Here is an 18,365-nt window from a genome sequence, read left to right on the forward strand (position 1 = left end):
GTTAGGAATCTTGAAAGTTAAAAGTTTTGAAATTAGTGGTGATGCCAAGTCATTAACTTTAATGGCGAAGATAAGGGTTTTATTCATTCATCGCTTTATTAATTTAGTGTCTAGGGGCAGAATTAATTTAGTGCCTAGGGATAAGACACTTTATTGTAAATTGTCCTTTTCTTTGTAGGGCAGCTTGCAAGCTAAATCCTGCATATATTGCTTTATATGCAGCTGTTCTTGCTGGCAGTAATGATAAATCGCTTTTCTGAACTCGTCGTGTGCTACTTCGTGGTTTGAATAGGTTTCAACAGGCTCAAAACCCCGTGCTACTTTGTGTTCACCTTGCGCGCCGGCATCGAAGACGGTTAATCCATGATGAATAGCATACTCAATGCCTTGGTAATAACAGGTTTCAAAATGCAAGCCATCGACTTCCTCTAAACAGCCCCAATATCTACCATAAAGGTGGGTATTGGACACAAAATATAATGCTGATGCTATAAGGTTATTTTGATCGTTGGTCACTAATAGCAACCTAACTTGCCTGCCCATTGAACTGGCGATTTGACTAAAAAAGTCAGCATTTAAATAGCCTGTATGACCTGAGCGTTTTAGGTAGGTTTGCTGGTAGCAATGCACAAAACCTTGCCATTGTTCTTTGCTTGCCTTGTCGCCATCAATAAAGTCATAGTTAAAATTCGACACAGCTCTACGTTCTTTTTTAATGGCTTTTCTTTTTCTAGAGACTAACTGCGCTAGAAAGTCGTCAAAGTGCGGGTACTGTTTGTTTTGCCAATGAAACTGCGTACCTAATCTCGAAATTGTTGAATGGCTTAAATGCTTGAAATCATTTTGAGGTAAAAATAAACAATGCCAGGATGAGAACTGCTCACTTTTTATTGTTTGATTTAAAAAATGAGTAATTCTATTCAGTACGACTTCACGACTCACCTCTGATATCGACGAAATCATACCTATACGTTGACCCGAAACTGGCGTAAAAGGAATTGCAGCTACGAGCTTAGGATAGTAATCAAGCCCGTTGCGCTCATAAGCTTCAGCCCATGCCCAATCAAACACATACTCCCCCCATGAATGGGATTTTTCATAACAAGGTAAAATAGCAATAACATCACTATTAGAGGTAATCACAAGATGTTGTGGGCGCCAACCAGAGTCACTGCACACACTCAAACTTTGTTCTAATGCCAATAAATACTCGAATTGAGTAAACGGATTATCGTCAGTAAACACACGACTCCATTTTGATTTACCGATACTTGCAACTGAATCATAAAAATTAAGTTGGATATCTTCACTCAAAAACTCTGACATATTTCCTCAAAAAGCGGCATTAGATATTGTGTATTAGATCATACTTATGGCACATTGCAACCTATCAATGAATTTACAAAGGACTGAAAGTGGGTATTTTTTCTCAGTTTAAACCTATCGCTATTTCCACCTGCATTGCAATTGCACTCAGTTTAACTGCTGCATCTACAACCAGCGTAAGTGCTGCTAACGAGCAATCTATTTTCAGTCGCGCTGCCACAGCTCAACCCATTTGGGCTAAAAATGGCATGGTTGCCAGTCAAGAATCACTTGCAACCCGCATTGGTGTCGATATTCTCAAACAAGGTGGTAATGCTGTTGATGCTGCCGTTGCTGTAGGTTTTGCACTGTCGGTCACCCTTCCTCGTGCCGGTAATATCGGTGGTGGTGGTTTCATGATGGTACATTTAGCTGAAACCAATAAAACCATTGCTATCGATTATCGTGAAACGGCGCCAGCAAAGGCACATAAAGATATTTTTCTAGACGAAAAAGGCAATGCAAACCCTAAATTAAGCCGTGAGCATGGTCTCGCAGTGGGGGTACCTGGTACGGTAATGGGCTTAGAACTCGCGCTAACCAAATATGGCACTATGAGTCTTAAAGATGTCATTAAACCCGCCATCGGGTTAGCTAATGACGGTATTGTCATTAATTCAGATTTGGCAGATTCATTAGATGGCTTAAAGCGCCGCATCTCTCAATGGCCAAGTTCCGCTAAAATATTTTACAAAAAAAATGGTGACAGCTTTTCGGTTAACGACAAGCTGGTGCAAACTGACTTAGGGCATTCTTTATCACTGATTGCAAAGCACGGCAGTAAAGGGTTTTATCAGGGCGAAACCGCTGAGAAAATTGTGAGCGCGATTAATCTAGCGGGCGGGATTATGAGCCTAGATGACCTAAAAAATTATACCGTCGTTGAACGAGAGCCCGTTCGCGGCAGCTATCGAGGTTATGAAGTCGTTTCTATGCCACCTCCTTCATCAGGCGGTATTCACATCATTGAAATGCTCAATGTGCTAGAAAACTACCCAATTCAAAAGCTTGGTCATAACACTGCACAAACTTTGCATTTAATGACAGAAACGATGAAACATGCCTATGCAGACAGAAGTGAATATTTGGGGGATCCAGATTTTAACCCTGTGCCAATTGCTGCATTAACAAGTCAAAAATACGCAGACACCATTGCAAAACAAATCGCTTTTAATAAAGCCACTCCGAGTGCTGAAATAAAAGCTGGCGATATTGCGCCTTATGAAAGCGATCAAACCACCCATTATTCTGTTGTCGATAAATGGGGAAATGCCGTTTCAAATACTTACACCCTAAACTTCAGCTATGGCTCAGGCCTCGTGGCTGCTGGCACAGGTATCTTACTTAACAACGAAATGGATGACTTTTCAGCAAAGCCTGGCTCGCCTAACGGTTATGGGCTGATTGGCGGTGAAGCAAATTCAGTTCAAGGGAATAAACGACCTTTAAGCTCTATGAGTCCTACCATTGTGATGAAGGATGGAAAACCATTTCTTATCACTGGCAGCCCTGGTGGTTCTAGAATTATCACCACCACGCTGCAAGTCATCATGAATGTCATCGATCACCAATTGAATGTGGCAGAAGCGACTGCAGCGCCGAGAATTCATCATCAATGGCTACCAGATTATATAGGCGTTGAAACCAGCCTTAATGATGACACCATTACCTTACTTGAATCTAAAGGACACAAAGTGAAAAGATCTAGTGCCATGGGAAGCACTCAGTCAATATTAATTAATGAACATGGTATTTATGGCGCTTCAGATCCAAGGCGCGCTGGTTCAGAGACTCTTGGGCATTAAAGTGTTATTAATCTGAAGGGGTTAAACACACTTTCTGATTAGATATGTTGCGGTAGATAAATTGAGTAATGGTTAATCGTTAAATTGATTAATCGTTAAATTTATCTACCCTTCAATTTTACCATCATCACACTATTTCAAACACTCTTGTTTCCCTCAATTGCTTTGACAATGTTAAACACTATCTTTTAACACAATCACTCAAACTTCCTTCTTTGAATAAATAAACTCCACCTGCTGCAATAAATAGAAATCATTTTCATTTACAAATGTAAGTTTTTACCATTTAACTACATACAATAAATATTAAATCGGATGTTCCATCTAAAGTTTACAAACTAATTGCCGATACTGTTCCTAAAGGAACAAGCGTTATAAATCAATATCAATTAAAATATAAACCAGCAACATAAAATAACATTGCTATTTAAATTAATCTTTATGAACAATTAAACACAGGCATTAAATTGACACTGACAATTATTTGACGAACAAAGACTATATTCAAAATAATCAAATACACGTTTAAAAAATGAGATTTATTTCAAAAAAATCTTTTTAACAAAGAACAGCATAAGCCATTGAAAACAATATTATTCACCAACAACATAAGTTAAAATAAAGTAAAACACCAAGAAAGCTATATTTTCAGCATAAAAATCATATTATTATATGTGGAGTCCAGAACAAACTCTTAACTTTTACACAAACTTTAGCCTGTAGGATCAAATTTTAATGCAGTTAAACAGCTTAAAAATAAAGCATCGGATCGCTTTATTAACAGTCGTTGCAATTTTTTCGTTTGTTATATCTTTAGTTATTAACAATCAAAGTGTGCAACAAAATGCTGAAAGACTAAATGGACTTCAATCTCAACTATATCCAGTGTTAAATTTGGCCACAATCAATAAAGGCTTACTTTTACAACTTGATCAAAATATCCAGTCAGCGGTGACAACGGGTGAAGAAGATAATTTAGTTACCGCTGAAAATATGGTTACTCAAATAAATAACAACTTAAACTCTGTTAAATCTTTACTAGCATCTGAAGCCAATGATGCAAATAAAATGCAGCGTGATTTGAATGTTTATTATGACAATGCAAAATTATTGGTTGCTGAATTTTTAAAAGATGATGTCGACTTTAACAACATAAAGCGCCAAGCCGCTGATAACGCAAAACGTTATGAGCAACTCATTGAATTGTTTGATGAAAAACAAGTGCAATACTCACAAGAATTCGAATCGAGTATCCAAACAACTCTTGAAAGCTCAGATAGTGCAGCTAACTTTATGCTCACTATTGGCATTGCAGCTGCGGCATTTCTCATTGTGGTCGGCTTTCTGGTTAACCGTTCAATCATTGTCACCATCCAAAATGTCACTGACTCTTTACAAAACATTTCTGAAGGCGAAGGCGATTTACGATCTCGTATCGATTATCAAGGTAAAGACGAAATTGCCACCTTAGTACATTGGTTTAATCAATTCGTATCAAAACTGCAGGTTTCGATTGCTGATACAAAAAATACCACTGAGAGCTTAAGTTCAGTATCACATACCCTTCTCGAGAGCTGTAAAAACAGTGAAGTCACTGTTCAACAGCAAAATGAGTCCGTTGAACAGATTTCGCACGCCATGCGTGAAATGTTTGTCAGTGTGGCACACATTGCTGAATATGCCGCAAATGCTGCATCAGAAGCTGATAATGCTAACAATGAAGCACAGCAAGGCCAAGAAACCGTTGCTCAAGCCATTACGACCATCAAAAAGCTAGCAGAAGAAGTGCAAACAACGGCCGTAGTTGTCAATCAACTTGAAGCCTTTACCAGCAACGTAAATGACATACTCGATACCATTCGTGGTATTGCAGATCAAACCAATTTACTCGCATTGAACGCAGCTATTGAGGCGGCTCGTGCAGGTGAACAAGGACGAGGCTTTGCAGTTGTGGCCGACGAAGTTAGAACGCTTGCTTCTCGTACACAAGCTTCAACGCAAGAAATTCAGCAAGTATTGCAAGAGCTTCGCTCTACGTCGACCCAAGCGGTTGATGCAATGCAACGTGGAATAGAAACCGCTGAAGAAGGTGTTAAAACCACTTCATTAGCAGGGGATGCATTAATCAATATCACCAGTAAGGTCAGCGCAATTACGGTCGTTAATGATCAGATTGCCGCTGCAACTGAAGAGCAACACAACACTTCAGAGCTTATTCAGCAGTACATTGCAGATATTGAAACCAATGCCGCTAAAGTAAAAATGACCACGGATGAAATGGGCGGGATCAGTTATGACATTGAAGGTGTTAGTAAACAACTTGACGGCATAACGGGTCAATTTAAAGTCTAAAAAATAAAATATTAAGTCGATACAACGAATATCAACTTAAACAATGATGAGATGAACAGGAGTTACACCATGAAATTCAACTTGAAAGCGCTACCTTTAGCTATTTCAGTCGCTATGCTGCCTGCATACGTCGCTGCTGAAGAAACCAATGATGAAAAAATTGCCAAGCTTGAACAGCAAGTTCAATCGCTTCAAAAAAGTCAAACAGAAAATTTAGCTGAACGCTTTAGCTTTAACGGCTTTATCAGTGCTGCGTATGTTAGTTCTGACAACAGTGCTGGATACAATGGTGCGACGACTAGCGCAGACTTCACTGAAGATTCAAAAATGGGTTTGCAAGGTACATTTAATATTTCAAACCAAACAACTGCAGTTATGCAACTTATGATGCGTGGCAGCAATGACTGGGAAGTGGAAGCTGAATGGGCTTATCTTGCACACAGTTTTGATAACGGCGTAAAAATCCGTGGTGGTAAATTACGTGTTCCACTATTTATGTACTCAGATTACTTAGATGTGGGTTACGCACAACCATTTGCACGTCCACCTTCAGAAGTTTACTCACAAGTGCCGTTTTCATCATACACTGGTGGTGATATAGCATATGATTACGAATTAGAAGACTCAACGTTAACAATACAAGCGTTTGGTGGTGAATCTGACGTCAATGATGAAGATGAAGGCCTTGATTTAGAACTATCTAATGTTATGGGGATAAATGCTTCTTGGACTGACTTAACTTGGACATTCCGAGCTGTTTATGGACAAACCGAATTAGATGGTTCTGTTGGAGCTGGGACAGTTGTTGTAGACAAAGAAACAGCGGCGTTTACTGGTTTAGGTGGTAGTTATGATGATGGTAACTGGATTGCTGTTGCAGAATGGACGACTGTCGAAATTGATGGTGTTTTAGCTGATTCAGAATCTGCATATCTAACTCTTGGTTACAGAATTAATGAGTTTACCCCTTACGCTACAGTTGCTTACTTAAAAACGACTGACGAGGATGAAAGAAGCAGTATACCGCCTTTAGCTTACGCATTTGATGAAGAACGTATGGCATATAGCTTAGGTCTACGTTGGGATGCTATTGAAAATGTAGCAGTGAAATTTGATGTTACTTACGCTACTGATTTCGGTGATACTCATGGCGGCTTATCAAACAACAACTTCAACCCGCTTACGGGCAAGTTTATGTACGATGACAGTATGGTATACACAGTTAAATTCGACGCAGTATTTTAAGGAGCGATAAAATGAAAAAAGTATTATCTATTTTAGCGCTTAGCGTTTGTTCAATGATGTCTGCGCAAGCTGCGGTTGTTGTTATTGGTGCACCAGGTGCTGCAGATATTTCAGCATCTGATGCTAAAAAACTTTTCTTAGGTAAAGGTTCAAAATCAGCTGTTGTTTACGAACTTAATGAAGGCAACGCAACTCGCTCTGAATTTCATAGCAGCGTTACCGGTAAGTCAGACTCTCAACTTAAAGCGTTTTGGTCAAAACAGGTATTTACAGGTAAAGGTAATCCACCAGCTACAGTTTCAAACGCTGCGGCGATGAAATCAGCTGTTGCTTCGAATCCAAATGCAATTGGTTATATCGATGAAGCTGATGTAGATGCAAGTGTTAAAGTGATTTTAAAGCCTTAATGTTAAGGCTATAGCTTTATATGCTATTTCAGTTCTCCCCCTTCCATTGAAATAGCTTAAAGGGATCTGATGACAAATCAGGTCCCTTTATTTTTTGTTACAAACTAAAACAAGTTTTTGACTTTAAATCAGTAAAATAATCACAAATCCCCCTCTAAAAATGATATATAAAAAGCTCAAAATGAAAATATAGAAGCTTAAAGCCAAAAAATCGCTCAAAAGCTCATTTTTAAACCATTCTTATGCAAACAGGGAATAAAATATGAAGGGATTAACCCTCAAGCCGCTTGTTTCAGCCATGGCACTGACGTTAATGTTAAGTGCATGTGCGAACGATAAAGCTCAAACGACCACAACAACTCAAGCACCTAACGTTATTGCAAACAATATTATTGAGCAAAATGCCAATAACCCTTTCTTTAAGCCTTATGGCACGTTTATGGAAATCCCTGATTTCGATAAAATTAACGATGAACACTATTTACCAGGATTCAAGGCGGGTATTGCAGCCCAACAAGCTGAAATAGCCGCTATTGTTGCCAACCCAGAAGCTCCAACTTTTGAAAACACTATCGAAGCGATGGAATTTTCAGGAGCGTTGCTAACTAAAGTTGCCAGTGTGTTCTACAACCTAACAGGTGCGCACACTAATCCTGCGATCCAAGAAATTTCAAAACAAGTGTCACCAATGTTGTCATCTGCAAGAGATGACATTTCACTTAATGACGACTTGTTCAAGCGTGTAAAGGCAGTTTATCTACAAAAAGATGCATTAAACCTCAACACTGCTAAAGCTAAATTATTAGAAGATACCTACAAGCGCTTTACCCGCGGCGGTGCAAACTTATCAGCAGAAGATAAAGACACCTTACGTGCGCTTAATGAACAAATTGGAAAACTAAACCTTGAGTTTGGCGATAATTTATTAGCTGAAACTAATGCCTTTGAATTAGTTATCGACAATGAAGCTGGTTTAGCAGGCTTGCCACAAGATGTGATTGATACTGCAGCGGCCACAGCGACAAAACGTGGCCATGATGGCAAGTGGGTATTTACCACACAGCGCCCTTCTATTACGCCATTTTTAACTTACGCTGAAAACCGTGATTTACGTGAAGCTATTTTTAAGGGTTACATTGAAAGAGCTAATAATGATAACGCTAATGATAACAAAAAAGGCCTAGCTAAAATTGCAGCGCTTCGCGCTGAAAAAGCAGCATTAATGGGTTACAAAACCCATGCTCACTTTGTGCTTGAAGAGCGCACAGCAAAAACACCTGAAAACGTGTATGGTCTGCTTGATAAAGTATGGCCAGCAGCACTGGCGCAAGCCAATGCTGAAGTGAAAGACATGCAAGCATTAATTGATAGCCAAGGTGGTGACTTTAAGCTTGAAGCATGGGATTGGTGGTATTACTCTGACCAAATTCGTGTCGCTAAATACAGCTTTAATGAACAACAAACACGACCTTACTTTTCATTAGAAGCGACCTTAGATGGCGTATTCTATACTGCTAACCGTTTATTCGGTATCACAGTAAAAGAACGTACTGATCTACCTAAATATCACCCAGATGTCAGAACATGGGAAGTCTACGACAAAGATGGTTCTTTCTTAGCAGTATTTATGGGTGATTATTACGTTCGTGACAGTAAACGTGGCGGCGCATGGATGAATTCATACCGTAAGCAATACAATATGAATGGCATTGATTCTAAGCCTATTATTGTTAACGTTTTAAACTACCCACAACCAACTGGTGATGAGCCTTCATTACTTACATTCGACGAAGCTAGTACCCTATTCCATGAATTTGGTCATGCCCTTCACGGCATTTTGTCTGACGTAGAATATGCATCGCAAGCGGGCACGGCTGTACCACGCGATTATGTTGAGTTCCCATCACAAGTGATGGAAAACTGGATGACGCAGCCTGAAGTATTAGCTCAGTTCGCTAAGCACTACAAAACTGGCGAAGTGATTCCACAAGAGTTGGTAGAAAAAATTCAAGCAGCAAGTAAATTTAACCAAGGCTTTGCCACGGTTGAGTACATGGCGGCAACCAAATTAGATTTAGACTGGCATACACTCAATGAAAACACAGTGCATGATGCCGCTAAATTTGAAGCTGAGTCACTTGCTAACATGGGCTTAATTAAAGAAATCGCCCCTCGTTATCGCAGTACTTATTTCTCGCATATTTTTGCGGGTGGTTATTCTGCGGGTTATTACAGCTACTTGTGGTCTGATATCTTAGGTGCTGATGCATTTGAAGCATTCAAAGAAAATGGCATATTTGACCCAGCCACTGCGCAAGCATTTAGAGACAATATTTTATCTCAAGGTGGTAGCGCCGACCCTATGGATCTGTACCGTCAATTCCGTGGTAAAGATGCGGGTATCGAGCCACTGCTAAGAAGCCGTGGTCTTTTAGAAGACAAGTAAACACGAGCTGAATTTAAAGGCGCTTCGGCGCCTTTTTTATTTAAGCCGCAAAAGTCGTTTTATAGTCCAAAAAATACAAAACACCTTTCCGAACAGTCACTAATTTAGCCCCTCCTGAAGCTAGAATAACCAAACGGGAGCTAATTCCAGAATAAAAAACCAATTATTAACATTAAAAGCAAATGAATTACTTTTTTTTAATTAATTGTTCTTTTGTCGCAACACTGTAATTCACTTTGTATATAATTCATGACGTTTAATGCAGTGAAGGTAGTTCTGCTTTATTCACAACAATAATGGAGCACAAAAAAACAAGCTCCGGGGTCAGGAAAAAGAGAGAGTCATATGTTAAATAAAAAGGTTTTAGCAGTCGTTATAGCGGGTGCTCTTGGGATCAGTGGTTGTAGCTCATCAGATGATAACAGTGTCAAAACTGTAGAAGTTGATTTACGTATTATGGAAACCAGTGATATTCACGCGAATATCATGGATTACAATTACTATAGTGGCCAAACTGATAAAACCATTGGTTTAGCTCGTACCGCAGCATTAATTCACGAAGCCCGTGAAGAAGTTACCAATAGCGTATTAGTAGATAATGGTGATTTACTTCAAGGCAGCCCTATGGGTGATTATATTGCTCATGAGTTCAAATCAACCAACCAGCTAACTGATACTCACCCAGCTTACAAAGCAATGAATACGCTTAATTATGAAGTCGGTAACATAGGTAATCATGAGTTTAACTATGGATTGGACTTTTTAGATCAGGCTACTGCTGAATCAAATTTTCCTTATATTAGTGCCAATGTCTATTGTGAAGTTGACGATTGCTTCAGAGAAGTTAAAGCCGGTGAACCATTATTTGAGCCTTACATCATTAAAGAGCAACTAGTCGTTGATAATAATGGCGATGAACACACCATAAAAATCGGTTATATCGGTTTTGTTCCTCCACAAATTAAAATTTGGGACAAACAAAACCTTGATGGCAAAGTCGTTGCACGAGGCATTGTTGAATCAGCTGAACGTTATGTGCCTCAAATGAAAGCTGAAGGCGCTGATGTTATTGTAGCGATCCCTCATTCAGGTATCGGTTCATCTGAAAATCCAAGTGATATGAGTGCAGAAAATGCAACTTGGGCTTTAACAACGGTTGATGGCATCGACGCTATCATGTTCGGCCACAGTCACTCGGTATTTCCAAGTTCTCAATTCGCCGATGTCGCCAATGTCGACATTGACAAAGGTACAATTAATGGTGTAGCAGCCGTTATGCCAGGCCGTTGGGGTGACAACTTAGGCGTTGTGGACTTGACCTTAGCACAAGAAGACGGTGCATGGGCAGTTACGAATAGCTTGTCTAAAGCACGCCCTATCTTTATAAAAGCAACTGATACTACTGAAGAGTTCTCGGTTGAGCCTGACGCAAATATCCATGCGATGGTTGAGCTTGAACATACAGCCACGCTTGAATATGTTAATGCACCTATTGGTAAGTCTTCTACAGATATGTATAGCTTTTTATCTCTAGTACAAGACGATCCAACAGTTCAAATCGTATCTAATGCGCAGATTGACGCAGTAGCAGAAGCTGCTTCAAAAATAGATGCACTTAAAAACATTCCAGTACTTTCAGCTTCTGCTCCATTTAAGGCTGGTGGTCGTCACAGCACAACTTCAGATGCTGATAGCTATGTGCAAGTTCCTGCTGGCGATTTGACCTATAAAAATGCAGCGGATCTATATTTGTACCCAAATACAATGGTTGCAGTGAAAGTGACTGGGGCAGAAGTAAAAGATTGGCTTGAATGTAGTGCTAATCAATTCAACCAAATTAATCCCAACTCTACCGAAGCTCAAAGCTTAATTAACTGGGATACTCATAGAACGTATAACTACGATGTTATTGACGGAGTGAGCTATAAAATTGATGTGACCCAACCAACTAAGTTTGATGGTGACTGTGTTGTAGTGAATGCTGATGCTAACCGTATTGTAGACTTAAGTTATACCGATGCTGACGGGGTTGTTTTCACAGATGATGAATTAGCAAGCAAAGAGTTTATCATTGCATCGAACAACTACCGTGCATTTGGTGGTAAATTCGCAGGTACAGGTGCTGAATTTGTAGTTATGGAATTACCGGATACAAACCGTGAGGCTTTAGCTCAATATATTTCGGAAGAGTCTGAAGCTAATGGTGAAGTCGACCCAAGTGCCGACAACAATTGGGACTTTGTCACCATTGATACGCCTACTAAACTTGATATTCGTTTTGAGACCCAAGACAGTGAAACGGCTGACAAATTTGTTGAAGATTATCAAGTTCGACCAATGACAAAACGAACAGACTTAACCGATGAGTTTGGCTTTGCAATTTACAATATTGACTTACAGCAGTAATTCAATATTCACATCAGGTCTAATAATACGCAATTCATTGAGTTGTTGATGAAAAACAGTAAATAGACAGTAAAAAGGCGCCTTAGGCGCCTTTTTTAATTAACATTCTAGTCAGTTAGAACAGTTAATCATCCAACTCAAACAATCTAGCCATGGTTTTTATATGATTTAGTGGCACTTTGTGACTATTCCTTTGGGCACATAATTGTTGATGTTGAGCATCCTTTGGGCTGCCAATCAACATCACCCTTACCTGATAGCCTAACGACTTTGCAGCAGCTTCGTAAGCCATGAACTCCCATTTAGCCACATTGGTATTGTCACAGATCACTGTGGGTTCATTATTCGCCATCGCATTTATAAATGCGGTTAAATTTGCTTGATGATACTGACTTAGAAGCTTAGGGTTAAATTTGTAATGCCCCTCTTTTACAAAAAAACTATCGGTTGAGAAATAACCGTACTGCTTAATATGATTAGCTTGCTCCAGACCCAATCCTTTAAGGTAAGTATTCACCCAATAAGACTTACCGCTTCCTGGCAAGCCACGCATGATAATTGCCAATTTGCCTTGTTGGTCACTCATATCGTTTCTCGTTGTAAATTGTTAGCAGTATTAAGGACTAGTTCGTGAAAATACAAGGCTCAACTAGTACTGTCATCAAGCAGATAAAGCACTGGCTAGTTGCTGATTAAAAGACTGATTACCGACTGTCTCCCCCGCTAAAATAGTATCAACTAACTGCGGCACAATATCACCCGCTTTACCGGTTAAATGATATTGAAACTGGCTATGCCTGTCTGCTTCGACTAAATTGACTTCAACTGTTTGCGCACCATGATGATTAGCACTATCAACAAACCCAGCAGCAGGATAAACCGTGCCAGAGGTGCCAATAGCAATAAACAAATCACAGGTATCTAAAGCATCGTGGATCCTATCCATGCCAAAAGGCATTTCACCAAACCAGACAATATGCGGTCGTAAGCGTTTAGCTGGAATACAACAGGTACAACAGTTATCTTCACTAAAAGGTTCACGTAACACAAAAGTCTGCAGTGATTGAGGACAGCGTCCTTTAGACAATTCCCCATGCATATGCAGTAAACGTTTCGAGCCAGAACGCTCATGTAAGTCATCGACATTTTGAGTTATCACCAGTAACTTACCTGGGAATTCCGCTTCTAATTTGGCTAAAGCATCGTGTGCAGGATTAGGTTTAACTTCACCACTGTGAAGATTCTCCCAGCGGCTATTGTAAAACCTTTCGACAAGGTCAATATCACGAGCATACCCTTCTGGTGTTGCTACATCTTCAATATGGTGTTGTTCCCACAGACCATCTTGGTCACGAAAGGTCTTAATACCAGACTCAGCTGAAATACCTGCGCCAGTTAAGACCACAATCTGCTGATACATATTGATTTCCTTATTTTTATTATACGAAGCCAGATGCGAATACCATATCATCAAGCAACAGGTTTCGTCTTTAGCTTTGAAATACGATCTGAATGACGTTAACGCTTATACTGATATAAATACGCAATACACTCAATAATCCCTTAGTATAAGTAAGACTATTGTCCATTTATTAACTTAACTGTTCGTTTTGAGCAAAAGATGGAAGAAAATTCATAGTTATATACCGATTAACTTCGATGAAAGGTTCCAGTTTGGTATTACACCACATATAATGATCTCAACTATCCACGGAAGAACCGCTAAGGTTCTGCAATCAAGAGATTAGCAATGACAGATGGAAATCAAGCACTCAAAAAAGCAGGATTAAAAATTACCCTGCCACGAGTCAAAATTCTAGAATTGATGCAAGCCCCTGAAAACCAACATATCAGTGCTGAAGATTTATACAAAAAGTTACTCGATATTGGCGAAGAAATTGGCTTAGCCACTGTCTACCGTGTATTAAACCAATTTGACGACGCTGGCATTCTAAACCGTCACCACTTTGAAAGTGGTAAAGCAGTATTTGAAATGTCGACTCAAAAACATCATGATCACTTAGTGTGTTTAACCTGTGATAAGGTAATTGAATTTTCAGACGATGTTATCGAGCGCCGCCAGGATGAAATAGCCATGCGTCATAATATTAAGCTGACTCACCATAGCTTATATTTATATGGTCACTGCACTAATGATGAATGTGATCACGCAGACGAATAACCTTTCGTAGAACTGATTATATAGTCATTAAAAAACCAGCAAATTTGCTGGTTTTTTGTTTTAGGCTTTAAAATTAAATTATAAATCCATTTGATACAGATGCACTTTGGCGCCTTGATATTCATTTTCTTCATGAATATGCATGCCTAACTTTTTAGCAATCGCTTCAGAGCCATTATTGCCATGTAAAATCAACGCTATAACAAGATCGATATTATATTGCGGCTTTAAAGTCTTAACCGTCGCTTCTGCGGCTTCAAAGCCAATCCCTTTACCCCAATACTCAGGGAAATATCGATAGCCAAGCTCGACCTTGTCATACTCTGGAATATATTTAGGCCCACAAAATCCAATCACTTTATCATCTTGTTTGTGGTGTACTGCCCAGCGCCCAAAGCCATGTTCTTGATATGCCGACATAATGATATTGTGGTATACCTCTTCTGCCTGACCGATATCAGTTAACGGATCTTGTGGAATGTAAGTCAGTACTTCAGGAATACTATTCATTAAATAAATTGATTCAAAATCGCCTTCATTGAATGGTCGTAATATTAATCGGTCGGTTTCAGTAATAATCTCAGCTAATTTTGGCTGTGTAATTTGTGTCATGATAATCCTTAATCAATGAGCTTAATCTATAAAAATCGATATATAAATAGAGACTTACAAGTGATAATGCTTACATTACTTTGATTAAAACATATCGGGAATACCTAGGCTAGATTGAATCAAACGAATATTGTTTAATGCTAATCTATAGGCAACAAAAAAGGCGCCCCAAGGCGCCTTTTAATCAATTAACTGTTATTAGTAAACAGTTATTTCTAGCTTGAATTACCAGCCAGTTTTAGTACGTAAAGCTTTACCAATGTCAGCTAAAGAGCGAACTGTGCTTACGCCAGCAGCTTCTAATGCAGCAAACTTATCTTCAGCAGTACCTTTACCGCCAGCGATAATTGCGCCGGCATGGCCCATACGCTTACCTTCTGGTGCAGTAACACCAGCAATGTAAGATACAACAGGCTTAGTTACGTTAGCTTTGATGTATTCAGCAGCTTCTTCTTCAGCAGTACCACCAATTTCACCAATCATTACGATTGCTTCAGTTTGTGGATCGTTTTGGAACATTTCCAATACGTCGATGAAGTTAGTACCAGGAATTGGGTCACCACCGATACCTACACAAGTAGATTGGCCGAAACCTTCGTCAGTAGTTTGCTTAACCGCTTCGTACGTTAATGTACCAGAACGAGAAACAATACCCACTTTACCAGGCTTGTGGATGTGACCAGGCATAATACCAATCTTACATTCACCCGGAGTGATAACACCTGGACAGTTAGGACCGATCATGCGAACGCCAGTTTCTTCAAGCTTAACTTTAACTTGAAGCATATCTAACGTAGGGATGCCTTCAGTAATACAAACGATTAGCTCAATGCCACCGTCGATTGCTTCAAAGATAGCATCTTTACAGAAAGGAGCTGGTACATAGATAACAGAAGCAGTAGCGCCTGTTTCAGCAACCGCATCTTTAACAGTGTTAAAGACAGGAAGGCCTAAATGAACTTGACCGCCTTTACCTGGAGAAACACCGCCAACCATTTTAGTACCGTAAGCAATTGCTTGCTCAGAGTGGAAAGTACCTTGGCCGCCAGTGAAACCTTGACAGATAACTTTAGTATCTTTGTTAATTAATACGGACATTATTTGCCCTCCGCAGCAGCAACAACTTTCTCAGCAGCATCAGTTAATGATACAGCTGCGATGATATCAAGATCAGAACCTGCAAGCACTTCACGACCTAATTCAGCGTTAGTACCTTCAAGACGAACAACAACTGGTACTTCAACGCCAACTTCTTTAACAGCGCCGATAATACCTTCTGCGATCATGTCACAACGAACGATACCACCAAAGATGTTAACAAGAACGGCTTTAACATTTGAATCAGAAAGAATGATTTTAAATGCTTCAGCAACACGTTCTTTCGTTGCTCCACCGCCTACGTCTAGGAAGTTAGCTGGCTTGCCACCGTGTAAGTTTACGATGTCCATAGTACCCATTGCTAGGCCTGCACCGTTAACCATACAACCAACATTTCCGTCTAGTGCAACGTAGTTAAGTTCAAACTTAGCTGCATGTGCTTCACGAGCATCATCTTGTGATGGATCGTGGAATTCACGGATTTTAGGTTGACGGAATAAAGCATTACCATCGATACCAATCTTGCCATCTAGACAATGGATATTACCTTCGTCAGTGATAACAAGTGGATTGATTTCAAGTAAAGCGAAATCATGGTCTTCGAACATCTTAGCAAGACCCATGAACACTTTAGTGAACTGCTTCATTTGAGTTGGGTTTAAACCTAACTTGAAGCCAAGATCACGTGCTTGGTAAGGCTGTGGACCTGCTAATGGATCGATGATTGCTTTGTGAATCAACTCAGGAGTTTCTTCAGCAACAGTTTCAATCTCAACGCCACCTTCAGTTGATGCCATAAATACAACACGACGTGTTGCACGGTCAACAACTGCACCAAGATATAATTCGTTTGCGATATCAGTACAGCTTTCAACTAAAATTTTAGCAACCGGCTGACCTTTTTCGTCAGTTTGGTAAGTCACTAAGTTCTTACCTAACCAGTTTTCAGCAAATGCTCTGATTTCTTCTTTATCGCCGGTAACTTTAACGCCACCTGCTTTACCACGGCCGCCTGCGTGTACTTGACACTTAACAACCCACATATTACCGCCAATGTGACCAGCAGCTTCTACCGCTTCTTGGGCTGTATCGCAAGCGAAGCCTTCTGAAACTGGTAAACCATATTCGGCAAATAAGGATTTTGCCTGATACTCATGCAAATTCATGATGATCTATCCATATACTTCTTAAAAAATCCTACTGGCTCTTATGAGCCAGCTACGAGGGTACTGTCTAGTTGACTCTTACAGGTCAAGCAATAGACGTGTTGGGTCTTCAAGGAAGTCTTTAATAGCAACCAAGAATCCAACTGACTCACGGCCATCAACAATACGATGGTCGTAAGATAATGCTAGGTACATCATAGGTTGAATAACAACCTCACCATTCACAGCCATTGGGCGATCTTTGATAGCATGCATGCCTAAGATTGCGCTTTGTGGAAGGTTTAAAATCGGAGTCGACATCAATGAACCGAATACACCACCGTTAGTCACTGTGAAGTTACCACCAGTCATATCTTCAACTGATAATTTACCATCACGGCCTTTAAGGGCTAATTCGCGAACATTCTTTTCGATTTCAGCAAGGCTCATTGTATCGGTATCACGTAATACTGGGGTAACCAGACCACGTGGCGTTGATACCGCAATACTGACGTCGAAGTAGTTGTGATAAACAATTTCATCACCGTCAATTGACGCGTTGACTTCAGGGAAACGCTTAAGCGCTTCAGTTACCGCTTTCACGTAGAAAGACATGAAACCTAAACGGATACCGTGACGCTTTTCAAAGATTTCTTGATACTGCTTACGGATGTCCATGATTGGTTGCATGTTGACTTCGTTGAACGTCGTTAACATTGCCGTTGAGTTTTTAGCTTCAAGTAAGCGATTAGCAATCGTCTTACGTAAACGCGTCATAGGAACACGTTTCTGGCTGCGACCTTCTAAAGGTGCAACAGGCGCAGGCGCTGCTGCAGGTTTAGCAGCAGGCGCTGACTTAACGAATGCTTCAACATCTTCTTTAGTGATACGTCCACCAACACCGCTGCCTTTTAACTTGCTTGCATCAATATTATGCTCTGCAATTAGACGGCGTACTGAAGGGCTTAGTGCATCATTTGACTCGTCAGATTCTGCAGCAGGAGCAGCAGCTTCTGCTTCAGCTTTCGTTACTTCTTGGCCTGAAACTGCACCAGCAACAAAGTTAGCAATAACTTGTTCACCAAGAACGGTTTCACCGTCTGGGAATAGTATTTCACTTAGAGAACCATCTTCTGGCGCAACAACTTCTAGAACCACTTTATCAGTTTCAATATCAACTATATTCTGGTCACGAGAAACCTGTTCTCCAGGTTGCACATGCCATGTCGCGATAGTCGCATCAGCAACTGATTCTGGCAAAACGGGTACCTTAATTTCGATACTCATGGAAAGCTTTCCTTT

14 protein-coding genes are annotated in these 18,365 nt (G+C 40.1%); 7 read left to right on the forward strand and 7 right to left on the reverse strand.

From position 1 onward, the window contains the following. Nucleotides 1-150: 150 nt before the first annotated feature. Entirely contained in the window at nt 151-1,326 is a 1,176-nt protein-coding gene (locus tag BCU84_RS12960; RefSeq protein ID WP_102528502.1) for a GNAT family N-acetyltransferase, read from the reverse strand. 89 nt (nt 1,327-1,415) lie between these two features. Between BCU84_RS12960 and ggt the strand changes: the two genes are divergently transcribed. The 6 genes from ggt (at nt 1,416) to BCU84_RS12990 (ending at nt 12,026) form a co-directional block, all read left to right on the forward strand. Beyond that, nucleotides 1,416-3,170 (forward strand): gamma-glutamyltransferase, encoded by a 1,755-nt coding sequence (gene ggt, locus BCU84_RS12965; RefSeq protein WP_241906432.1) that lies wholly within the window; start codon nt 1,416-1,418, stop codon nt 3,168-3,170. Between the two features lie 735 nt (nt 3,171-3,905). Next, a complete protein-coding gene (locus BCU84_RS12970) occupies nt 3,906-5,522 on the forward strand; it encodes a methyl-accepting chemotaxis protein (protein WP_102528503.1) in 1,617 nt (538 codons plus the stop codon). A gap of 69 nt (nt 5,523-5,591) precedes the next feature. Continuing rightward, a complete protein-coding gene (locus BCU84_RS12975; RefSeq protein ID WP_102528504.1) occupies nt 5,592-6,767 on the forward strand; it encodes a hypothetical protein in 1,176 nt (391 codons plus the stop codon). 11 nt (nt 6,768-6,778) lie between these two features. Continuing rightward, on the forward strand, nt 6,779-7,174 hold the full coding sequence (locus BCU84_RS12980) for a phosphate ABC transporter substrate-binding protein (RefSeq protein ID WP_102528505.1): 396 nt from the start codon (nt 6,779-6,781) through the stop codon (nt 7,172-7,174). Nucleotides 7,175-7,436: 262 nt separating this feature from the next. Beyond that, nucleotides 7,437-9,620, forward strand: coding sequence for a M3 family metallopeptidase (locus BCU84_RS12985; RefSeq protein ID WP_102528506.1), 2,184 nt, complete (start codon nt 7,437-7,439; stop codon nt 9,618-9,620). A 345-nt stretch (nt 9,621-9,965) separates the two neighbouring features. Then, nucleotides 9,966-12,026, forward strand: a complete 2,061-nt coding sequence (locus tag BCU84_RS12990; RefSeq protein WP_102528507.1) for a bifunctional 2',3'-cyclic-nucleotide 2'-phosphodiesterase/3'-nucleotidase — start codon at nt 9,966-9,968, stop codon at nt 12,024-12,026. A gap of 124 nt (nt 12,027-12,150) precedes the next feature. Here BCU84_RS12990 and BCU84_RS12995 read toward each other — a convergent pair whose 3' ends face one another. Next, nucleotides 12,151-12,612 (reverse strand): ATP-binding protein, encoded by a 462-nt coding sequence (locus BCU84_RS12995; protein ID WP_102528508.1) that lies wholly within the window; start codon nt 12,610-12,612, stop codon nt 12,151-12,153. Between the two features lie 75 nt (nt 12,613-12,687). Further along, complete coding sequence (gene cobB / locus BCU84_RS13000; protein ID WP_102528509.1) at nt 12,688-13,446, reverse strand: Sir2 family NAD+-dependent deacetylase; 759 nt, start codon at nt 13,444-13,446, stop codon at nt 12,688-12,690. 330 nt (nt 13,447-13,776) lie between these two features. Between cobB and fur the strand changes: the two genes are divergently transcribed. After that, nucleotides 13,777-14,208 (forward strand): ferric iron uptake transcriptional regulator, encoded by a 432-nt coding sequence (gene fur / locus BCU84_RS13005; RefSeq protein ID WP_102528510.1) that lies wholly within the window; start codon nt 13,777-13,779, stop codon nt 14,206-14,208. A 78-nt stretch (nt 14,209-14,286) separates the two neighbouring features. Here fur and BCU84_RS13010 read toward each other — a convergent pair whose 3' ends face one another. The 4 genes from BCU84_RS13010 to odhB all read right to left on the reverse strand — a co-directional run bounded on the left by BCU84_RS13010 (nt 14,287) and on the right by odhB (nt 18,350). Beyond that, entirely contained in the window at nt 14,287-14,787 is a 501-nt protein-coding gene (locus BCU84_RS13010) for a GNAT family N-acetyltransferase (protein ID WP_102528559.1), read from the reverse strand. Between the two features lie 258 nt (nt 14,788-15,045). After that, entirely contained in the window at nt 15,046-15,918 is an 873-nt protein-coding gene (sucD, locus tag BCU84_RS13015) for a succinate--CoA ligase subunit alpha (protein ID WP_102528511.1), read from the reverse strand. Continuing rightward, on the reverse strand, nt 15,918-17,084 hold the full coding sequence (sucC, locus tag BCU84_RS13020) for an ADP-forming succinate--CoA ligase subunit beta (RefSeq protein WP_102528512.1): 1,167 nt from the start codon (nt 17,082-17,084) through the stop codon (nt 15,918-15,920). The genes sucD and sucC overlap by 1 nt, the downstream gene beginning before the upstream one ends. A gap of 78 nt (nt 17,085-17,162) precedes the next feature. Continuing rightward, entirely contained in the window at nt 17,163-18,350 is a 1,188-nt protein-coding gene (odhB, locus tag BCU84_RS13025) for a 2-oxoglutarate dehydrogenase complex dihydrolipoyllysine-residue succinyltransferase (protein ID WP_102528513.1), read from the reverse strand. Nucleotides 18,351-18,365: the final 15 nt, after the last annotated feature.

Origin of the sequence: Shewanella sp. 10N.286.51.B7, assembly GCF_002873615.1 — a bacterium.
In the GTDB taxonomy this organism is placed as follows: Bacteria; Pseudomonadota; Gammaproteobacteria; order Enterobacterales; family Shewanellaceae; genus Shewanella; species Shewanella electrodiphila.

Bases quoted from the DNA above. Each gene is read 5' to 3' on its own strand.
- fur (WP_102528510.1), top strand. From the start codon at position 13,777: ATGACAGATGGAAATCAAGCACTCAAAAAAGCAGGATTAAAAATTACC.
- BCU84_RS12985 (WP_102528506.1), top strand. From the start codon at position 7,437: ATGAAGGGATTAACCCTCAAGCCGCTTGTTTCAGCCATGGCACTGACG.
- BCU84_RS12990 (WP_102528507.1), top strand. From the start codon at position 9,966: ATGTTAAATAAAAAGGTTTTAGCAGTCGTTATAGCGGGTGCTCTTGGG.
- BCU84_RS12960 (WP_102528502.1), bottom strand. From the start codon at position 1,326: ATGTCAGAGTTTTTGAGTGAAGATATCCAACTTAATTTTTATGATTCA.
- BCU84_RS12980 (WP_102528505.1), top strand. From the start codon at position 6,779: ATGAAAAAAGTATTATCTATTTTAGCGCTTAGCGTTTGTTCAATGATG.
- BCU84_RS12995 (WP_102528508.1), bottom strand. From the start codon at position 12,612: ATGAGTGACCAACAAGGCAAATTGGCAATTATCATGCGTGGCTTGCCA.
- cobB (WP_102528509.1), bottom strand. From the start codon at position 13,446: ATGTATCAGCAGATTGTGGTCTTAACTGGCGCAGGTATTTCAGCTGAG.
- BCU84_RS12970 (WP_102528503.1), top strand. From the start codon at position 3,906: ATGCAGTTAAACAGCTTAAAAATAAAGCATCGGATCGCTTTATTAACA.
- sucD (WP_102528511.1), bottom strand. From the start codon at position 15,918: ATGTCCGTATTAATTAACAAAGATACTAAAGTTATCTGTCAAGGTTTC.
- BCU84_RS12975 (WP_102528504.1), top strand. From the start codon at position 5,592: ATGAAATTCAACTTGAAAGCGCTACCTTTAGCTATTTCAGTCGCTATG.
- sucC (WP_102528512.1), bottom strand. From the start codon at position 17,084: ATGAATTTGCATGAGTATCAGGCAAAATCCTTATTTGCCGAATATGGT.
- odhB (WP_102528513.1), bottom strand. From the start codon at position 18,350: ATGAGTATCGAAATTAAGGTACCCGTTTTGCCAGAATCAGTTGCTGAT.